Source organism: Chitinibacter sp. SCUT-21 (assembly GCA_041874755.1).
Taxonomy (GTDB): domain Bacteria; phylum Pseudomonadota; class Gammaproteobacteria; order Burkholderiales; family Chitinibacteraceae; genus Chitinibacter.
This window is the reverse complement of record CP102611.1, coordinates 1,300,495-1,318,851: the sequence shown is the minus strand read 5'-3', so window position 1 is coordinate 1,318,851 and position 18,357 is coordinate 1,300,495. Positions and strand designations below refer to the sequence as shown.

17 protein-coding genes are annotated in these 18,357 nt (G+C 53.4%); 9 read left to right on the top strand and 8 right to left on the bottom strand.

Annotation, left to right across the window (positions count from 1 at the left end; all coding sequences use genetic code 11):
- Position 1 precedes the first annotated feature (1 nt).
- From rsxA to NT239_06015, 9 genes are all read left to right on the top strand, one after another.
- Positions 2-583: an electron transport complex subunit RsxA gene (gene rsxA, locus NT239_06055; GenBank protein ID XGA72398.1), complete on the top strand. Its 582-nt coding sequence runs from the start codon at positions 2-4 to the stop codon at positions 581-583.
- A complete protein-coding gene (gene rsxB, locus NT239_06050) occupies positions 580-1,149 on the top strand; it encodes an electron transport complex subunit RsxB (protein XGA72397.1) in 570 nt (189 codons plus the stop codon). The genes rsxA and rsxB overlap by 4 nt, the downstream gene beginning before the upstream one ends.
- Positions 1,149-3,572 carry an electron transport complex subunit RsxC gene (gene rsxC, locus NT239_06045; GenBank protein XGA72396.1) on the top strand — a complete coding sequence of 808 codons (2,424 nt, stop codon included), beginning with the start codon at positions 1,149-1,151 and terminating at the stop codon, positions 3,570-3,572. The genes rsxB and rsxC overlap by 1 nt, the downstream gene beginning before the upstream one ends.
- Entirely contained in the window at positions 3,569-4,618 is a 1,050-nt protein-coding gene (rsxD, locus tag NT239_06040) for an electron transport complex subunit RsxD (protein XGA72395.1), read from the top strand. Before rsxC ends, rsxD begins: the two co-directional genes overlap by 4 nt.
- On the top strand, positions 4,615-5,244 hold the full coding sequence (gene rsxG, locus NT239_06035) for an electron transport complex subunit RsxG (GenBank protein XGA72394.1): 630 nt from the start codon (positions 4,615-4,617) through the stop codon (positions 5,242-5,244). The genes rsxD and rsxG overlap by 4 nt, the downstream gene beginning before the upstream one ends.
- Entirely contained in the window at positions 5,241-5,942 is a 702-nt protein-coding gene (locus NT239_06030) for an electron transport complex subunit E (GenBank protein XGA72393.1), read from the top strand. Before rsxG ends, NT239_06030 begins: the two co-directional genes overlap by 4 nt.
- A gap of 87 nt (positions 5,943-6,029) precedes the next feature.
- Positions 6,030-6,893 carry a transporter substrate-binding domain-containing protein gene (locus NT239_06025; protein ID XGA72392.1) on the top strand — a complete coding sequence of 288 codons (864 nt, stop codon included), beginning with the start codon at positions 6,030-6,032 and terminating at the stop codon, positions 6,891-6,893.
- Positions 6,890-8,653: a diguanylate cyclase gene (locus tag NT239_06020; protein XGA72391.1), complete on the top strand. Its 1,764-nt coding sequence runs from the start codon at positions 6,890-6,892 to the stop codon at positions 8,651-8,653. The genes NT239_06025 and NT239_06020 overlap by 4 nt, the downstream gene beginning before the upstream one ends.
- Before the next feature lie 336 nt (positions 8,654-8,989).
- Positions 8,990-9,913, top strand: a complete 924-nt coding sequence (locus NT239_06015) for a class I SAM-dependent methyltransferase (GenBank protein XGA72390.1) — start codon at positions 8,990-8,992, stop codon at positions 9,911-9,913.
- 19 nt (positions 9,914-9,932) lie between these two features.
- Here NT239_06015 and NT239_06010 read toward each other — a convergent pair whose 3' ends face one another.
- From NT239_06010 to NT239_05975, 8 genes are all read right to left on the bottom strand, one after another.
- On the bottom strand, positions 9,933-11,174 hold the full coding sequence (locus NT239_06010) for a beta-ketoacyl-ACP synthase (protein ID XGA72389.1): 1,242 nt from the start codon (positions 11,172-11,174) through the stop codon (positions 9,933-9,935).
- Between the two features lie 81 nt (positions 11,175-11,255).
- Positions 11,256-11,984 carry a 3-oxoacyl-ACP reductase FabG gene (fabG, locus tag NT239_06005; protein XGA72388.1) on the bottom strand — a complete coding sequence of 243 codons (729 nt, stop codon included), beginning with the start codon at positions 11,982-11,984 and terminating at the stop codon, positions 11,256-11,258.
- Complete coding sequence (locus NT239_06000; GenBank protein XGA72387.1) at positions 11,981-12,460, bottom strand: hypothetical protein; 480 nt, start codon at positions 12,458-12,460, stop codon at positions 11,981-11,983. The genes fabG and NT239_06000 overlap by 4 nt, the downstream gene beginning before the upstream one ends.
- The gene (locus NT239_05995) at positions 12,457-13,641 is read right to left on the bottom strand and encodes a beta-ketoacyl-[acyl-carrier-protein] synthase family protein (GenBank protein ID XGA72386.1); all 1,185 of its coding nucleotides are present in this window, start codon (positions 13,639-13,641) and stop codon (positions 12,457-12,459) included. Before NT239_05995 ends, NT239_06000 begins: the two co-directional genes overlap by 4 nt.
- Positions 13,638-14,150, bottom strand: coding sequence for a DUF3261 domain-containing protein (locus NT239_05990; protein ID XGA72385.1), 513 nt, complete (start codon positions 14,148-14,150; stop codon positions 13,638-13,640). The genes NT239_05995 and NT239_05990 overlap by 4 nt, the downstream gene beginning before the upstream one ends.
- Positions 14,147-15,373 carry a tryptophan 7-halogenase gene (locus tag NT239_05985; GenBank protein XGA72384.1) on the bottom strand — a complete coding sequence of 409 codons (1,227 nt, stop codon included), beginning with the start codon at positions 15,371-15,373 and terminating at the stop codon, positions 14,147-14,149. The genes NT239_05990 and NT239_05985 overlap by 4 nt, the downstream gene beginning before the upstream one ends.
- Before the next feature lie 23 nt (positions 15,374-15,396).
- Positions 15,397-17,745, bottom strand: a complete 2,349-nt coding sequence (locus tag NT239_05980) for a hypothetical protein (GenBank protein ID XGA72383.1) — start codon at positions 17,743-17,745, stop codon at positions 15,397-15,399.
- Complete coding sequence (locus tag NT239_05975) at positions 17,745-18,353, bottom strand: outer membrane lipoprotein carrier protein LolA (GenBank protein ID XGA72382.1); 609 nt, start codon at positions 18,351-18,353, stop codon at positions 17,745-17,747. Before NT239_05975 ends, NT239_05980 begins: the two co-directional genes overlap by 1 nt.
- Positions 18,354-18,357 lie beyond the last annotated feature (4 nt).

The window sequence follows — 18,357 nt, the reverse complement described above, 5'->3', positions numbered from 1 at the left end:
TATGGAATTTAGTCATTACCTACTGCTACTAGTTGGGGCGGTATTGGTCAATAACGTAGTACTGGTGCGGATTCTGGGTCTATGCCCCTTTATGGGCGTATCGAAAAAGCTCGAAGCCTCGATCGGTATGGGTTTGGCAACGGCCTTTGTTTTGACGCTGGCCTCGGGTACGTCGTGGATGATCGACCAGCTTTTGGTCGCTTGGCATCTGGAATACCTGCGCACGCTGGCCTTTATCGTCGTGATCGCCGCCATCGTGCAATTTACCGAGATGTTCATTCATAAATCGAGCCCGGTGCTGTATCAATCACTCGGTATCTACTTGCCGCTGATTACCACCAACTGCGCGGTACTCGGTGTGCCGCTGATTAACTCGAGTGCGCGTCATAATCTGCTCGAATCACTAATGTTTGGTTTTGGTTCGGCAGTCGGTTTCTCGCTGATTTTGATTTTGTTTGCCGCCATGCGCGAACGCATGGAAGGCGCGGATATTCCGCAAGCGTTTAAAGGCACGCCAGCGGCATTTATTACTGCGGGCTTGATGAGCTTGGCATTTATGGGTTTTGCAGGGTTGGTGAAATGAGTTTTCTGTTAGCTCTGGCGGTCATGGCCGCGCTGGCATTGGTGCTGGGCGCGGTACTGGGCTTTGCCGCGATTAAATACAAGGTCGATGAAGACCCCTTGGTGGATAAGATCGACGCGATTTTGCCGCAAACTCAGTGCGGCCAATGTGGCTTTCCAGGGTGCAAACCCTACGCCACGGCGATTGCCAACGAAGAAGTTGAAATCAATAAATGCCCGCCCGGCGGCGAAGATGGTATTCGCAAGTTGGCTGATTTATTAGGCAAAGATTTCGTGCCGTTTGACGATGGCGGCGAATCGGCGGTTAAAGCGCGCGCGGTGGCGGTGATTCGCGAGGATACCTGTATTGGCTGTACCTTGTGTATTCAGGCCTGCCCGGTCGACGCGATTGTCGGCGCGGCTAAACATCTGCACACGGTGATTGAATCGGAATGCACGGGCTGCGAGCTTTGCCTTGCGCCATGCCCAGTTGACTGTATCGACATGGTCACAGTCGGCGAAAACGTGAATACGTGGAAATGGCGTTACCCTGTGATTCAACTGAAACAAGTGAAGGCGGGGGCGTAATGGAATCGATCCGCGAAATTTTCCCGTTCCACGGCGGTGTGCATCCGCCCGAAATGAAAGAGCTATCTAATCGCACGCCGATTGTGAATGGCCCTCTGCCCAAACGTTTAGTGATCCCGCTGCAGCAAAGCATCGGTAACCCTGCCAAAGCAGTGGTGAGCGTCGGTGATTTGGTACTGAAAGGCCAAGCGATTGCGGTGGACGACGGTAATGTCTCGGTCGCGGTGCATGCGCCAACGTCGGGCAAGATTGTTGCGATTGACGCGCAGCAAGTGGCGCACCCTTCAGGCTTGGCCGAATGGTGTATCACGATCGAAAGCGATGGTCGCGATGAATGGATTGCGCGCGAGCGGTTTGATTGGAAAGCCGCGCTCGAGCGTGGTGATGCCAAATCGATCCGTGATTATCTGCAAGACATGGGCGTTGTCGGTTTGGGCGGCGCGGTGTTCCCGTCGCATTTAAAACTAGCTGGCCGCGAAGCGCTTGAAACGCTGATTATTAACGGCGCAGAGTGCGAGCCCTACATTACCTGTGACGACCGATTGATGCGCGAACGCGCGATCGAAATCGTCGCAGGTATTTCGATTGTCCGCAAATTACTGAACGCCAAAGAAGTGCTGATCGGCGTTGAAGACAATAAGCCCGAGGCCGTCGCCGCGCTGCGTGAAGCGCTCAGCAACTGCGGTTTTGCGGCTGAAGTCGTCGTCGTGCCCACGCTGTACCCGTCGGGCGGCGCCAAGCAGCTGATTAAACTGCTGACCAATAAAGAAGTGCCCAGCGGTGTGCGTTCGACCGATATGGGCGTGCAATGCTTCAACATCGCCACTGTGTACACGATTTACGCCGCGCTTGAATTGGCCGAACCGGTAATTTCGCGCGTGGTGACATTGACCGGTGGCGTGCGCAAGCCCGGCAATGTCGAAGCGCTGATCGGTACGCCAATCGACGATTTGCTGGAATTTGCCGGTTTGGATACCAAGCCAAACTGCATTTACGGCGGGCCGATGATGGGCTTTACCTTGCCATCGACCAAGGTGGGTCTGACCAAGGCCGGTAATTGCATCATTGCGATGGACGCCGAGCAATTCCCAGAAAAACCGCGCGAAATGCCGTGTATTCGCTGTGGCGAATGCGCCGTGGCTTGCCCGCAAGAATTGCAGCCGATGGATTTGTATTGGTTTTCGCGCGCCAAAAACTTTGGCAAGGCGCAAGAGTGGAACCTATTCGATTGCATCGAGTGCGGCGCGTGTGCCTACGTTTGCCCGTCAAGCATTCAACTCGTTGATTACTACCGCTTTGCCAAATCCGAGATTTGGGAAGCGGAGCGCGCGAAAAAATCGGCCGATTTAGCGCGCGAGCGGCATGAATTTAAACAATTCCGCGAAGAGCGCGAAAAAGAAGAAAAAGCCGCGCGTTTGGCGGCAAAAGCTGCGCCAAAACCTGCAGCTACAGCCACGGCAGCCAGCGCAGAAGAACAAGCGGCAGCGGACGACAAAGCGGCGAAAATCAAAGCCGCGATGGCGCGCGCTGCGGCGAAAAAAGCCGAAGAGGGCGGTGCTGCGCCTCCTGCATCGCCGAACGCCGAAGCGAAAATTCCGAATTTTGTTAGCCCAGAAAAGGCAGCCAAGATTAAAGAAAGCATGGAAAAACGCGCAGCCGAAAAAGCTGCGCTGGACGCCTTAACACCGGAAGAGCGCGCTGCGCGCGAAGCCGAACGCGCCGCCAAAATCGAGGCAGCAAAAGCGGCTGCGGCGGCGAAAAAAGCGGCGGCAGCAGATACTGAGGGGGAGCGTGCGTCTGCAGGCAATGCTGCGTCTGATGTAGCTGCTGATACCCCTGCGGTGGAGAAGCCTGCAATTGATCCAGACAAAGCGGCGAAGATCCGCGCTGCGATGGCGGCTGCGGCGGCGAAAAAAGCCGGGACTGCTGTGAAGGAAGGTGGCGCAGCAGTTGAAACAAGCGCTGCGCCAGCCGAACCAGCGGTGACTGAGCCTGCTGTCGAAGCTGAAAAGCCTGCGATTGATCCAGAAAAAGCAGCGAAAATTCGTGCTGCGATGGCAGCGGCGGCAGCTAAAAAGGCAGCCAAAGAAGGTGGCTCGCCAGTTGCGAGCGCACAAGAGCCCGCAGAGGCTGCGGTTGTAGAAGCCACTGCCGAGGCCGAAAAACCCGCAATTGATCCAGAAAAAGCCGCGAAGATTCGCGCGGCAATGGCAGCGGCGGCAGCTAAAAAGTCCGCCAAGGAAGGTGGCGCGCCCGTGGCGAGCGCCGAGGCCCCAGTCGCGCCTGCCGTTGCTGAGTCCGCTGCTGAGGCGGCAAAACCCGCCATTGATCCAGAAAAAGCCGCCAAAATTCGCGAAGCGATGGCTGCCGCGGCAGCAAAAAAGGCGGCTAAGAAAGCTGCCGAAGACGAGGGTAAGGCATGATTCGTACATCGCCCCATTTTGTAAAACCAACGCCACTGCAAGTGGTGATGTTGAAAGTCGCCGGTGCTTTATTGCCCGGCATCGCGGTCTACGCTTACGTGTTTGGCGCGGGCATTTTGCTGCAATTGCTGTTAGCGACGATTACCGCCCTCGCTACTGAAGCCGCGTGTCTGAAATTGCGCAATTATCCGATTAAACCGTTTATCACCGATGGCTCGGCGATTGTGACCGCGTGGTTGCTCGCTTTGTCGCTGCCGCCGCTGTCGAGCTGGTGGATGATTGTGTTGGCGACGGTGATTGCGATCGGTTTAGCGAAACATTTATACGGTGGGTTGGGGCAAAACCCATTTAATCCGGCGATGATTGGCTTTGCTGTTATGATTGTGTCGTTCCCCGCGCAAATGAGTCGCTGGAACGCGCCGTTATCGTTGCCGAATGCTGATCTGACACCGCTGCAGCAGTTTGGGTATATCTTCACAGGTCAATTACCGGAAGGTCTATCGTTCGATACCCTAGCTTCCGCGACGCCGCTCGACGCAATGAAAACGGCGCTGATGCAGTCACACAGTATGAGCGATATTTTAAGCGGCGCCATTTTCCAAGCCGGCTATTTCCCGAGCGAAATGGGTTGGATTGCCGCGGCGTTTTTGCTTGGCGGCCTGTTTTTATTGCAACAACGTGTGATTCAGTGGCAATTGCCAGTGGCGTTTTTGGCGACGTTGGCGCTGTTTTCTGGTGTGTTCCATTTACTCAATCCGGCGCATTACAGCAGCCCGTTCTTCCACTTGTTTAGTGGTGCGGCGATGTTGGGCGCTTTCTTTATCGTCACCGACCCGGTGACCGCGCCTACGACACCGCGCGGCCGCTTGATTTATGCCGCTTTGATTGGTTTGCTGACGTGGTTGATTCGCACTTACGGCGGCTACCCCGATGGCGTGGCATTTGCCGTGATTATTATGAATATCGCAGCGCCTTTTATTGACCAGTACACTCAGCCGGCCGTTTTTGGAAGGAAAGGGGTGGCAGGCAAGGGGGGCAAAGCATGAAAACCATGGTGCAAAATGGGGTTCGTGGTGCGATTACCTTGTTTATTTTTGCGCTGGTGTTTACAGCGTTGATGGCAGGAACGTATGCGCTGACCAAGGATATCGTGCTGGGCAATGAAAAAGCCGCCAAGGTGGCGTTGATCGCGCAAGTTTTGCCTAAAGGCAGCTTTGATAACGACATTTTGAGTGATGCGATGGCGCAAGATGCCGCTACGCTCAAGCAGCTCAATGCCGAAGTTGGCGCGCAGATTTATCGTGCCAAAAAAGGCAGCGATACGGTGGCGGTAGTGGTTGAAACCGTAGCGCCTGATGGTTACTCGGGCAAAATCAAATTACTGGTTGGTGTGGGTAAAGACGGCCAAGTTTTGGGTGTGCGCGTGGTGGCGCATAAAGAAACGCCGGGCTTGGGTGACTATATCGAAGTGGTGAAATCCAACTGGATTTTGGGTTTTGACGGTAAATCGCTGCAGGCGCCCGATGCCAGCCGCTGGAAAGTAAAAAAAGACGGCGGTGATTTTGACTATACCGCAGGTGCAACAATTAGCCCGCGGGCCGTGGTCAAGGCGGTGAAAAACACGCTGGATTATGTGAGTGCGCAGCAAACTGCGCTGTTTGGAGCCCAATGATGACTTGGTTAGAAGCAAAAGACATTATTAAAAACAGCATCTGGAAACAGAATGCGGGTTTAGTGCAGATCTTGGGTTTGTGCCCGGTCTTGGTGATGTCGAGCAATATCGTCAACGGCGTATCGCTGGGTTTGGCGACCAGTATCGTGATGCTGATTTCAGGCGCGGCGATTGCGGCGATTCGTGAGTTTGTTCCGAATGAGCTGCGCGCACCGATCTTTATCTTGATCATTGCCGCTTTGGTAACGATGGTCGACTTGCTGTTTAATTCCTACATTCACGATTTGTATTTGGTATTGGGGATTTTTATTCCGCTCATTACCACCAATTGCATCGTGTTGGCGCGCGCTGAAGCGTTTGCCTCCAAAAATGGCGTGGCGCATTCTGCGCTCGATGGCTTTTTTATGGGCTTGGGTTTGACCATTGTGCTGGGGATTCTCGGCGCTGGACGCGAGTTGATCGGCAAAGGCACGCTACTGTCTGGCATTGATCTAGTGTTTGGCCCTGCAGCGAAATCTTGGGTCATTCATGTGATTCCAGCCGAATACAATTACCAGTTCCTGATCGCGATCTTGCCGCCGGGTGCATTTATTGGCTTGGGCTTTTTGATTGCTGGCAAGATGGCGCTGGATCGCCGTGCGGAAGCTAAGGCAAAAGCGGCGGCAAAAATGATTGTTGCCGAAGAAAAACTGGCTTAAAGCGCAATCCTCATGCTGTAACGCTGGCGTTTGTCGGAAATAAAACGACGAAATTGCAAAGTTAGCGTCAATTCCTATAGTTGGAAAATGACTAAGTTCATTTTCCAACGCCTTCTTGTCCCCTTAGTTCTTGTGCTGTGCTGGCAGTTCGCAGCGGCCCAAGCGCCTTTGTCTGTGCGCTTTGCCCCGGAAAAAGACTATGGCCCTTTTATTTATCAAGATGAACACGGGCAAATCCGGGGCTTGTCTTGGGATATTCTGCAAGCCGTAGCGCAGAGCAGTAATCTAACTATTACCACTCTAACTCCAGCTCCGCTCGCGACCATTCTAGCGCAAGCTCAATCAGGTCAGGTTGACCTAATCTCTTCGCTCCGACCCACGCCCGAGCGAGCCCAATTTCTAAATTTTACCCAGCCCTATGTGGCGGTTCCTGCCGTGCTGGTAGTACGAGATGATGCCGCTGCTCTTTCCTTGAAAGATTTGGCGGCTCATAAAGTGGCGGTTGGGAAAGGTTTTGCCGTCGAATCATTTGTCCGTGCTAAATATCCAGCAGTCGATTGGGTTGCTGTGAGTGATGACCGACAAGCGCTCATCTTATTGCAGCAAGGAAAAGTAGCTGCCGTAGTGGCTGATATTGCAAGTGTGATTTTTATTGGGAAATCAGAAAAGCAGCATCAATGGCGTATTGCCCATAATGTGGGTTTTCAGTATCAACTTAGTTTCGCTTACCCAAAAGCACAGTTGGAATTGGGGCGTCGCTTAGATGAAGCACTGTTTCGTTTGCCAGTAGAGCAGCGTGAACAGCTATTAGCACGTTGGCTGGATGCCGCGCAAATTACTGAGGAGCAGCCATTTCAGCATCTTGTTAGCTGGGTAGGTGGCGTATTAATTGGTCTGGCTGTTCTTTATCTTGCATGGCTGCTATATCGGCGCAAAGGAAGGGGCGATTGAGCTGCTTTCCTAACTGTGGTCGGAGTGAGTTTCTGTATTCGATCAAGATTTCAACACTCTACTGCTTGATGGCGCTAATCTCCATCGCTTTATTTCGTGCTGGCAATGGCATTGCCGCGATTTGGTTTGCTAATGCCGTCGGTATTGCCGCGCTGAGTCAATTAATCTATTCGCGCTGGCCACTTGTATTGTTGATGCTGGCGATCAGCTTGATGCTAGCCAACTGGCTAATGGGCTCGCCCCTTGCCGTTGCCTTATTATTCTTACCGGGTAATTTGCTTGAAGTCGCCGTGGGCGCTTATTTATTGCGGCGGTATTGGCGCGACTCGGCCTTTTTTTTCAGCCTAAGCGATGTGTTCCGTTTTATTTGGCTAGGTGTTTGTATCCCTGTGTTGCTTGGTGGTGCGCTGTCTTGGGGCATCTTCGTTGCTAATGGCATGATGGCTACCGAACGAGTCTTTATACATTGGGTTGAGGGAAGCGCGATTGGTGGGGTTAGCGTACTACCTGCTGCGTACTGGATCACATTGCGGGGAAGGGATGGATTAAAGCAGCTGTTAAGCAATCGCTTTTTACCTGCCAGCCTGATTTTAGCTGTAGCCGTTGCCTTACTCGTCCCGATGTTGCTCCCATTTCCATTTATTTATGTCAGTTTGCCGTTGTTTTATATTGCTTATCAAAGTGGAGTTGCGGGCACTGCGATTGCCAATATGCTGGTTGCAATGAGTATTTGTGTTTTGATCGAGCTAGGCTTATTGCTGCCACCACCTACGATTTACTCATGGGGCTATGCGCTGTTTTATTTGCCTGTATTTGCTACGTTGATTCCACCTTTGTTGTTGGCGGTGACAATGGATATGAATCGGTCCGCCGCCATTGCCTTACAACAAAGTGAGCGGCGATATCGATCGTTATACCAACAGACCCCTGCAATGATGTACTCATGCGCTGACGATGGGACGATCCTCACTGTAAATGATATTTGGCTGAATAAAATGGGCTATCAGCCGCAGGAAGTGATTGAGCGATTAGCCACTGATTTTCTGAGCCCGGAATCGCTGCAGTGGCATCAAACTGAATTTTTGCAGCGGCTGCATGAGAAAGGAAATTGCCAGGATGTCCGGCAGCAGCTGATTAATAAGCGCGGTGAGATTATCGATGTCTTAACCACTGCGGTGGCTGAAAAAGATGAACTCAATCAAAGTTTGAGAATTCTAGTTGTGCAACTGGATATTAGCGATAAAGTCCGCGCAGAAAATCTAGCTTATCATGATGCTTTAACCCAGCTGCCTAATCGCCTGCTTTTTGCCGATCGTCTCAAACAAGCCTGCCAGCATTACAGTCGTGTCGGTGGTGGCTTTGTTGTGGCCTTTGTGGATTTGGATTATTTCAAAGAAGTAAATGATAACTTCGGGCATGAAATCGGCGATTTGCTGCTGATCGAAGTTGCCCGCCGCTTAGAATCCGCGGTACGCAGTAGCGATACTGTGAGTCGCTTGGGAGGAGACGAATTTGTTCTGCTCTTGGGTGGGCTTGTGCCCGGTGAAGAGGCCGAGCAAATTGCGGAAAAAATTCGTAAAACCATTGCCGACCCATATCGACTTAATTCTCATCCAGTCCAAATCTCGGCAAGTATTGGTCTAGCCTATTTTCCAAATGATGGGCAGGATGAGATCACACTCATGCGTAATGCTGACGATGCCATGTATAAAGCCAAGCATACCGGCAGAAATTGCTGCATGACAGCTACGCAATCTTAAAGTTTGACTACTCCGCTATTTGTACCACTCCTTATATTTCTAGTTACGCTTTAATAAAGTGAATTGCGTTGCAATTACTTGATTTTCTAATCGTGACTTTGCTGTGGTTTTAAAATAATTGGATGAATCTAATGTTAAAATCTAGGTGGTATATTAATTTGCCTACTTGATAGCAAAATCAAACCATAAACGCAGATGAAGAAAAAATTTATAGCAGAATTAACCGCCTTTCAAGCTCGATACGAAGCGCAAAAAATCGCATTTGGTCCGGTTGTTTTTCAATGTGTTCGCATTGCTTGGAAAAAAGGCTTGTTAAATAGTCTTGCTCAGGGGGCGATGAGTAGTGATCAGCTGATTGAAAAACATCAGATTAGCGTTTATGCACTCCACACACTCCTCGAGAGCTGCTTATCAGCGGGTGTAGTCGCCATGGAAGATAATTGCTGGCGCCTCGAAAAAATTGGCTATATGTTAGTCAATGATAAATTGACCCAAGTTAATTTTAATTACATTAATGATGTGTGTTGGCAGGGCTTGTTTGAACTTGAGCAATCTTTAGATGCAGAAGAGCCATTGGGCTTAGCGCATTTAGGGCCTTGGAAAACGATATACGAGGGCTTATCTGATTTGCCGGAGCCGGCAAAAACCTCGTGGTTTGAGTTTGATCACTTTTATTCAGATTCGGCATTCCCCGATGCCTTAGCGAAAGTTTTTGCTGCTGCGCCGCAGCGTTTAATGGATGTTGGGGCCAATACTGGCAAGTGGGCGTTGCAGTGTTTGCGCTACAACAGCGATGTAGAGCTCACTTTGGTAGATTTGCCCATTCAATTAAATGTGGCGCAAAAGAACTTAGAACAAGCTGGTTTTTTAGGGCGCGTCTCGCTGGCGCCGCGTGATTTGCTCGCAGCCGATTTGGCTTTTCCCAAAGGGCACGATGCGATTTGGATGAGCCAATTTCTTTCGTGTTTTTCGTTGGCTGAAATTGGCAAAATCTTAGAACGAGCAGCCAATGCGCTAAGTGCTGGCGGCAAGCTGTTTATTCTGGATACCTTTTGGGATAGGCAGCAATACGATATTGCTGCATTTTGCCTAATCAACACCTCGCCGTACTTTACGTGTATGGCGAGCGGGAATAGCAAGATTTATCGTGCCACTGAATACATTGCTTGCGCTGAGCAGGCGGGTTTTGCTTTAACTCAAAGCTGGGATGGGCTTGGCCTGTCTCACACGCTGCTGCAATTTCAGAAAAATGGTACTTAAGTTTAAATTCAGGCTGCGCTCAAGCCGAATCAGCGTGTGGCCAGCGGCGGAAAATCAGCGAAGTATTAATGCCACCAAACGCAAAATTATTGCTCATCACATGCACGCATTGAATTTCACGCCCGGCCAATGGCAAATAGTCCAAGGTGCCACAGGCAGGATCTAGCGTATCCAAATTCACATTGCCGGCAAACCAACCGCCATTGAGCATTTCAATCGTTAGCCAAGCTTCGAGTGCGCCACAAGCGCCCAAAGTATGGCCAAAATAGCCTTTGAGCGAGCTCACCGGCATTTGCTCGCCAAACACGCGATGCGTAGCTTGGCTCTCGGCAATATCGCCTTGCTCGGTGGCTGTGCCATGCGCGTTAACGTAGCCAATATCGCTGGCTTTGAGTTCAGCATTATCGAGCGCGAGGCGCATTGCGACTTCCATCGTCGCTGATTCGGGGCGTGTGACGTGCGCGCCGTCCGAATTACAGGCAAAACCAACAATTTCGGCGTGGATATGCGCGCCGCGCGCCAGTGCGTGTTCCAGCTCTTCCAAAATCAGCGTCCCAGCGCCTTCACCAATCACCAAACCATCGCGGTCTTGATCGAACGGGCGCGGCGTGGTGTGCGGCGCGTCATTTTTTGTACTGGTGGCGTACAGCGTATCAAACACCATCGCCTCGGTTGGGCACAGCTCTTCGGCGCCGCCGGCAACCATCAATTTTTGCTGGCCGTATTTAATCGCTTCATACGCGTAACCAATCCCTTGGCTGCCCGATGTACAGGCGCTCGACGTTGGAATCACGCGACCTTTCAAGCCAAAGTACACGCCAATATTTACCGCTGAAGTGTGGCTCATCATCCGTAAATAGGAATTGGCGTTCAGGCCGTTGACGTCTTTTTCGAGCAAGGAATAGCCAAAGGCCTGAATCGCTTCGGTACTTCCTGTTGATGAACCATAAGCCACGCCCATCCGCCCGTCTTGAATGATGGGATTACCCAATAAACCCGCATCATTTAATGCGCACTCGGTGGCGTAGACGGCCATTTGCGCGATTCGCCCCATCGAGCGGGTGTGCTTGCGCGTGTAATGGGCTGGCAGCGCAAAATCGAGTACAGGTCCTGCGATTTGGGTGTTTAAATCGCGATATTGCGCCCACTCATCAATACGGCGAATGCCAGTTTGACCCGCGCGCATCGCGCTGGCGATCGTTGCCCAATCTGAGCCTAAAGAGGTAATGCCGGCCATGCCGGTAACAACGACGCGTTTCATAGCAAATTCTGGCTTTGTGTCATGGTTCACATTTTACCTGATGAATGATGTTCAGCGGTTCGGGTTCAGCCGATGGTGCGCTTAGCACAAGCCACCATTGACCGAAATAACTTGCCGTGTGGTATACGCCGCACCTTCGCTCATTAGGTAACTCACCGCAGCGGCCACTTCTTCAGGTCGGCCCATGCGCGCCATTGGGATCATTTTTTTGATGTCGTCCAGCGCAGGTAAATCGTCAACCATCTCGGTTTCAATCAAGCCGGGTGCAACGCAGTTCACCGTGATTTTGCGGCTCGCCAATTCAAGTGCCAAGGCTTTACACGCGCCAATGAGGCCAGCTTTGGCCGCGCTGTAGTTCACTTGCCCGCGATTGCCGATCAAGCCCGACACCGATGCTATCGCAACAATTCGCCCCGCTTTACGGCGGCGTACCATCGGCATGGATAGCGGATGAAGCACGTTGTAAAAACCATCTAAATTTGTACCGAGCACCAAATCCCAATCGTCATCAGACATCGCCGGAAATGCCGTGTCGCGTGTAATGCCCGCGTTGATCACCACGCCGTAAGGTGCGCCGTGTGCTTCAACATCGGCGTCAATTGCCTGCCGCGTAGCGGTGCGATTGCTGACGTCAAAGCAAATCAGCCGTGCTTGTCGCCCCAGTGCGATGATTTCATCTTGCAACTCGCGCACGCTCGCTTCATTGTTGCGGTAATGCAAAATCAAATCAAAACCGTCTTGCGCCAGTTTGCGCGCCATCGCGCGCCCTAGGCCACCGCTGGCGCCGGTAATTAAAATCGTCTCGTTCATGCTGCTAAAAAAGCCTCTGGGTTGGGTGGCTGAAAGCCGTTAATGCGGGCACTGACCACAATATCGCTACCATCGGCTAAGTGGCCACTGACACGGGCATCAAATACGCCCATGCCATTATCGCCTTGAATCATTTCGTTCACGCTCACGGTAAGGCGAATGCCCGGTTTAAAGCTGGCGACATTGCTGTCAAACGCGCGCGTGCCGAGTAAAAAGCCAATTTTAGGCGCTTCACCCCGCGCGCGGGCGCGACAGCCGCTTAGCGCGGCAACGGCTTGCGCCATATATTCAATCGCCACATAGGCCGGTACTTCGCCGGCGAGCGCTGCATCGTTAAAAAAGCCATCGGCGGGTACGGTTAAGGCCGCGGTCAGGCTTTGTTCGTCGTAGTCGACGATTTCATCGAGCAAAATCATCGGCGCTGCGTGCGGTAAAACTTCGGCGGGTGAGTAGCGCGGTTTGCTAATGGTGCTCATGGTTGAACTCGTTGAAAAATCAGGCTGACATTATTGCCGCCAAAGGCAAATGAATTACTCATCGCAGTTTTGAGTGGGTAGCTTTTACCCGCTTGCGGCCAATTTAGCGCAGGCAAATTTGGATCAAAATCACCGTCGCCAATTTGCGGCGGCAAATAGTGTTTGGGGTTGAACTGATCTTGCAGCAGCAGCCAGCAAAATGCCGCTTCAAGCGCGCCTGCTGCACCTAGGGTATGCCCGGTTAGCGATTTGGTGGAGCTGCTTGGCGGCAGATACTGACCGAATGTATCGCTAACAGCTTGGCTTTCCATCGCGTCATTCAGCGGCGTTGCCGTGCCGTGCAAATTTAAATAATCAATATCGTCAGGTTTGAGTGCCGCATCGAGCAAAGCCGCCTGCATTGCCGCTGCCGCGCCGTGGCCTTGCGGATGTGGCGCCGAAATATGATGCGCATCGCTACTGGCTCCGCAACCGACGAGTGCCACAGGTCCTACATCACGGCTCATGATAAACAGAGCCGCCGCTTCGCCAATATTGATGCCATCGCGCTGGGCGCGAAATGGATTACAAGGCTGCGCGCTGACTGATTCAAGCGCGGCAAAGCCATTTAGCGTTAGTCGGCACAAGCTATCCACGCCGCCACATAACACGACGTCGGCCAGATTCATTTTCAGTAATCGCCGCGCGGTGATCAGCGCACGTGCGCTGCTCGAACATGCGGTTGAAATCACATAAGCCGGGCCTGTGATGGCGTACAAATCAGCCAAAAATCGCGCCGGATCGCCCATTTCATGGCGCTGGTAGCTGTATCCGTCTTGCGGCAAACGGCCTTGCTCCAGCTCGCGCATCGCCTGTTCGCTCTCGGCAATGCCCGACGTGCTGGTGCCCAACACAATCGCCACACGCGCCGCGCCGTATTGCGCAATCGCTTGCCGAATCGGCGCGTCAATTTGCATCGCTGCAGCGTACAGCAATTGATTATTGCGGCTGTGATAGCGCGCCAGTTCGGCGGGCAGCGCAGGCAATTTCCCCGGCACTTGGCCGATCCAGCTTGGGCGATCAATCAGGTCTGCGCAGGCGGGAATCAGCCCACGCGTACCCGCGAGCAAGGCCGCGATAGTGTCGTTGTGACCGATACCGAGGGGGGATATCAGCCCAAGATGGTTCAAATATGCGCTCATTCAGGCAATACCTCGATGGTGAGTTGATATTGCTTTTTTAGTAGCTGTATTTTTGTGGCTTCACGCACAATTTGCGCCTGCGCTTGGCCGCGATACGACCAATGCTCAACGCCATTTTCGATGACTTTTTGCCAGTCAGCGCCGAGTGCTGCAGCGGGCTGCGCGTGCGTGAGTTCAAAATCGTGCCATACCATTTCCAAGGGCATGCGCTTGGGCCATAAAGGGCCCGGCTCAGCGATTAGCTCGTCGCCTTGCCGCGTAAAGCTAAACAGCCGCTGGCCAGTCGGCGTAATGGCGACCAGTTGCAAGACTTGCCCATCGCTTTCAATGCGCGCGGTGAAGGCAAATACTTGCTCGCCCGCAGTCAGCGTGACTAATTCGCTTTGCGCCAGCGTGCCAAAAGCGGATACCGGCATCAGCGTCGGTAACTGCGCAGTCGGGCGAGTGCTGCACGCGAGCAACAGCAGGCAGCTTAGCGCCAATAGCAAGGAGCGCAGTACGGTTTTCATGCGCTGCATAGTTCAAACAAAGTTTGCAAACGGCGCTCGCTTTGCGCAACGAACGGGTTTTTCTCATCCCACGCGTAGCCGGCCAAAATTGAGCACACCATCGCTTTGACTTGCGGCTGCTGATCGGGCGAGAAAATCACCGATTGGAAACGACCGTCGTACCAGCCTGTCACATAGGTGCGGAAAGTATCGACGCCGCGTTTCAGTGGTTGCGCAAATTCGTTTTCCCAATCGACGCTTTCGCCGTTCAATTGGCGCGTCAACACCTTGGCCGCCATCGATGCCGAGCGCATCGCAATCGTTACGCCGCTGGAAAACACCGGGTCTAAAAATTCAGCGGCGTTACCGAGCAGCGCAAAACCTTTGCCGTGCATCGCTTTCACATTCGCGGCGTAGCCATTGAGCTCGTTTACTGGCGTATCCCACTCGGCGTTGCGCAATAGCTGCGCCAAACACGGCGTCTCAGCGATGAGCGCTTTCAATTGCTGCTCGGGCGTGCCCGGATAAGCGGCAAAACGCTCGGCTGATGCGACCGCACCTTGCGAGCTGCGGCCATTGGAAAACGGAATCGTCCAAAACCAGATATCGGGTTTGGTCGGATGCACGGTGACGCGGATTTTTTGCCGATCAAATTCACCGGCGACGATATTGTCGTCAATATGCGTAAACACGGCGCGGCGTACCGGAAAATCGGACGGTAATTCCAAATCCAACAAGCGCGGCAGCGTGCGGCCAAAACCGCTGGCGTCAAGCACAAAGCGGGCGCTGTAGGTGGCGACTTCACCAGCAGCATTTTTGGCGGTTAGCAGCGGGTTTTCGTTGCTAAAGTCGGCGGCGATGATTTCATGCTGGTACAAAATCTCCACGCCTTGGCGCTCGGCTTCGTCGGCGAGCAGCTTATCAAACGGCGCGCGTTGCACTTGGAAGGTGTACGGGTAGCCTGCTGTGAAGGTGTCGCCAAAATTGTATTCGCTGTATTTGCCGTCGTGCGCAAACGCCGCGCCATTTTTGTATTGAAAACCGGCTTGATGCACGGCGCGCAGCATATCGGCTTCGGCCAGAAAATCGAGGCAGTGCGCGAGTAAACTCTCGCCAATTGAAAAGCGCGGAAAGGTTTGGCGCTCCAAAATGCGCACTTTAAAGCCTTGTTTATTCAGCAAAGCGCCAGCGACCGCGCCCGAAGGGCCAGCGCCGATGATTAACACATCCGATTCGTAGTTCATCTTTTTCCCTGTGCTTTTACAAGCTAATTATTTTTTGGTGGCGCTGGCACTCTGGCGAGCGGGGCGAACAGTAGGGCAAGGCTTATGCCAAACAGCACCATCAAGCCAAACGATTGCGCGGCGGGCAGGCTGGACGCCGCCAATAGGCCAAACGATAGCAGTGTCGTGCTTGAATCCAAGCAAACGCCGAGCATCGCGCAGTGGCTTTCCTCTCCCGATTCGCGAAAGAAAATCGCGTAATCAATACCCAGTGCCAGTACGATCAGCAAGGCAAAGGCTGAAAAGATGTTCAGCGCTATACCTATGATGCCAAACAGCGCCAGCGCGCCCATCGCCGCCATTAGCGACGGCAACATAATCAGCGACGCGCCTTGCCAGCCGTGGCGCGGTGCCATCACCAGCCACATTGCCAGTAATGAGGCCGCCGTTAAGCCCAGCGCCAGATCGCGATAACGCGCCATCAGCGCCGATAAATCATTGACGCGATCAACAAAACGCACGCCATCGACCTTGATCGCCGCCAGCGCGGCTTTGTCTTTGATGTTCGATAGCAACACGAGCGAAGCATAGCCGCGCTCGGTTTGGCCCAGCCACAATAGCGCATCGGCGCGGCCCAAATCGCTCGCCAGCCATTGTGCCAAGCTCACCGGCTGCGCGGCGGCTAGCGCGGCTTGATCGTTGGCGATCGCCGCATCGCTCAAGCCCAGCTCTTGCAACCAAGCGCGGTAAGCGGGGTTGGCGAGCGCGGTTTGCAAAGTGCGAATATTGTCGTTTTGTGTCGCGATGCTCGGCAAGTTTTGCGACAAGGCGCGCGCCGCGCTGATTTCTTCCGAGGCGAGCAGCGGTTGCAATTGTTGCAGCAATTGCTGCTCACGCTGCAAGACTTCGTCGGCGCTACGGCCTTCAACAAGGTAAAACTGGTTTTCCGGCGCATGCGCAAACAGCGCCTTAATGCGTTGCTCCATCTGCGCCAACTTGGCATCGACCGCATAAAAGCTGTGCACATCGTCGTTGGCGCGCAGCTGGCTTAAACCGTATAGCGCCGGAATTAGCAGCAACAGTAGATATTTATAGCTGTGTATATGCTCATACACGTCAATAATCATGCTCGTCAAGCGCATACCCTTGGTATGGGGCTGATAGTGTTTCAGTAAAACCGGAAACGCCATCACCACGGTGAGGTAGGCGGCGATGAGGCCGGTTGATGAAAACACCGCAATTTCGCGCAAGCCTGGAAACGGCGCAATCGCCAGCGCCAAATAGCCGGTTACGCTGGTCGCGACGCCGTAAAACAGCGCTGGGCGCAGCCGCTTAACCGCCTCGCTCATCGTCCACGATTGATCAGCACCGAGGCTATCGGCAAAGCAGTGCGTGCCATAATCAATCGCCACGCCGATCAAACTCGCGCCAAACACCAAGGTCAGCACATGGATGCTGCCAAAATAATACGTCGTCGCCAATATCGCGACGCCAGTCGCCACCAGCAGCGGCACGAGGCAAAACACAATCGCGCTAATGCGACGAAACGCCAGCCACATCAATAGCACCGCGCCAAGCCACGAGCCAACGCCAATGCGGCTGATTTCAGACTTGGCGTTGCTACTCGCCAAATCGGCGTGCAGCGCCACGCCTGCGGCAATCGCGTCAACGCCAGCCTGTTGTTTTGCGCTATCGATCGCCGCATAAATCGCGCGCGCGGTGGGAGCGGGGCCGGTTTGGGCCACTTCATCACTGCCGGTATCGTGACCGCTATCATCAAACGCGCGCGTTTTGCTTTTCGCTTCAATCAGGGCCCAAACTTTGCCTTCGCCGTGCAGCAAGACCACGCCGCTGCTCGGGTCAAAGTCGACGCCTTTTTCTAAGCGGCGGCTCAGTAAGTCGCCAGCCAAAAACAGCGGGTCTTGGCTCAGTAGCGCAGCGCGCAAGCTGCCAAGTGGGCCGTAAAGTTGCGCGCCTTGTTCTTGCAAAAAGGCTGCAGTCTCGCCACGTTTTAGTTGCGCAATCGTCGCTGGACTCGCCAGCGCAAAGTGCATCGCCTTGGCGCTAGCCAGCCCAGTGCTGCGTGGCTGCTGTAGCGTTACTTGGCTAAACGCCTTCGATTGTTCTAAGGTTTTCGCCGCTTGCTCGGCGGCGGCAATTGCGTTGGCTGCGGTGCTGGCGCCAATCAGCAGCACATGGCGCTCGCCGAGTTGCTGCTCTAAATGCTGAACCGCACGTTGCGCGACCGGATCGCTCTCGCCGCTGGGCAGGAGCGCCATTAAATTGGTTTGCAAGGGCAAGCCGCGCGCAAAGAGCAGGGCGAGTAAAATACCCATCACCAGTATGGCGATGCACCAAATATAAAATAAGCTTTTCTCAGAGATACGGCGCATTATTTAATTGAAAACTTGTTCGTTTCGTCGCTACTGAGCGCGCCCGCAGCGCTGACGTTGCTAAAAGTGTAATGCGTGCTATCGCCATTTTTTTCCGCGATATCCAGCTGGCTAATCGCATTGCTGCCGCTGAGCGTGAGCGTTTTGGCAAAGCTGGCAAATAGGCCGCCCTTGGGTTTGAGTTCAAGCTGCCAGTTTTTCCCATCGACCTTGCCGCTAATCGCAAAATCGCGCTCCAGCACCGCCCAATCGCTGCCGACCAAGGCCATAAAAATGCGCGACACGGCGCTATAGCCAGGCTGGCTTTGCGCGTCGACACGCACAATGGTTTTGCCTTGCACGCGCTGCACTAGCGTATCGCCAGTAATGATCGCGTCGGACGCGTACGGTTTGGCGATTTGCCACAGCAAGCCTTTGTCTTTGACGTAGACAAAGCTGCCGCTGGAAATCAGCGGTTTGCTTAAATTGGCGATGCGTTTTTCTTGGCGAAACTCACCGCGTTGCGCGTCTTTGAAGGTAACGCGCGCTTTAACGTCATCGAGCAGGGCGGCATTGGTGTGCAAGGTGATTAGTAGCAGGCTAAAGCACAGGGCGATTTTTTTTAGCATGGCG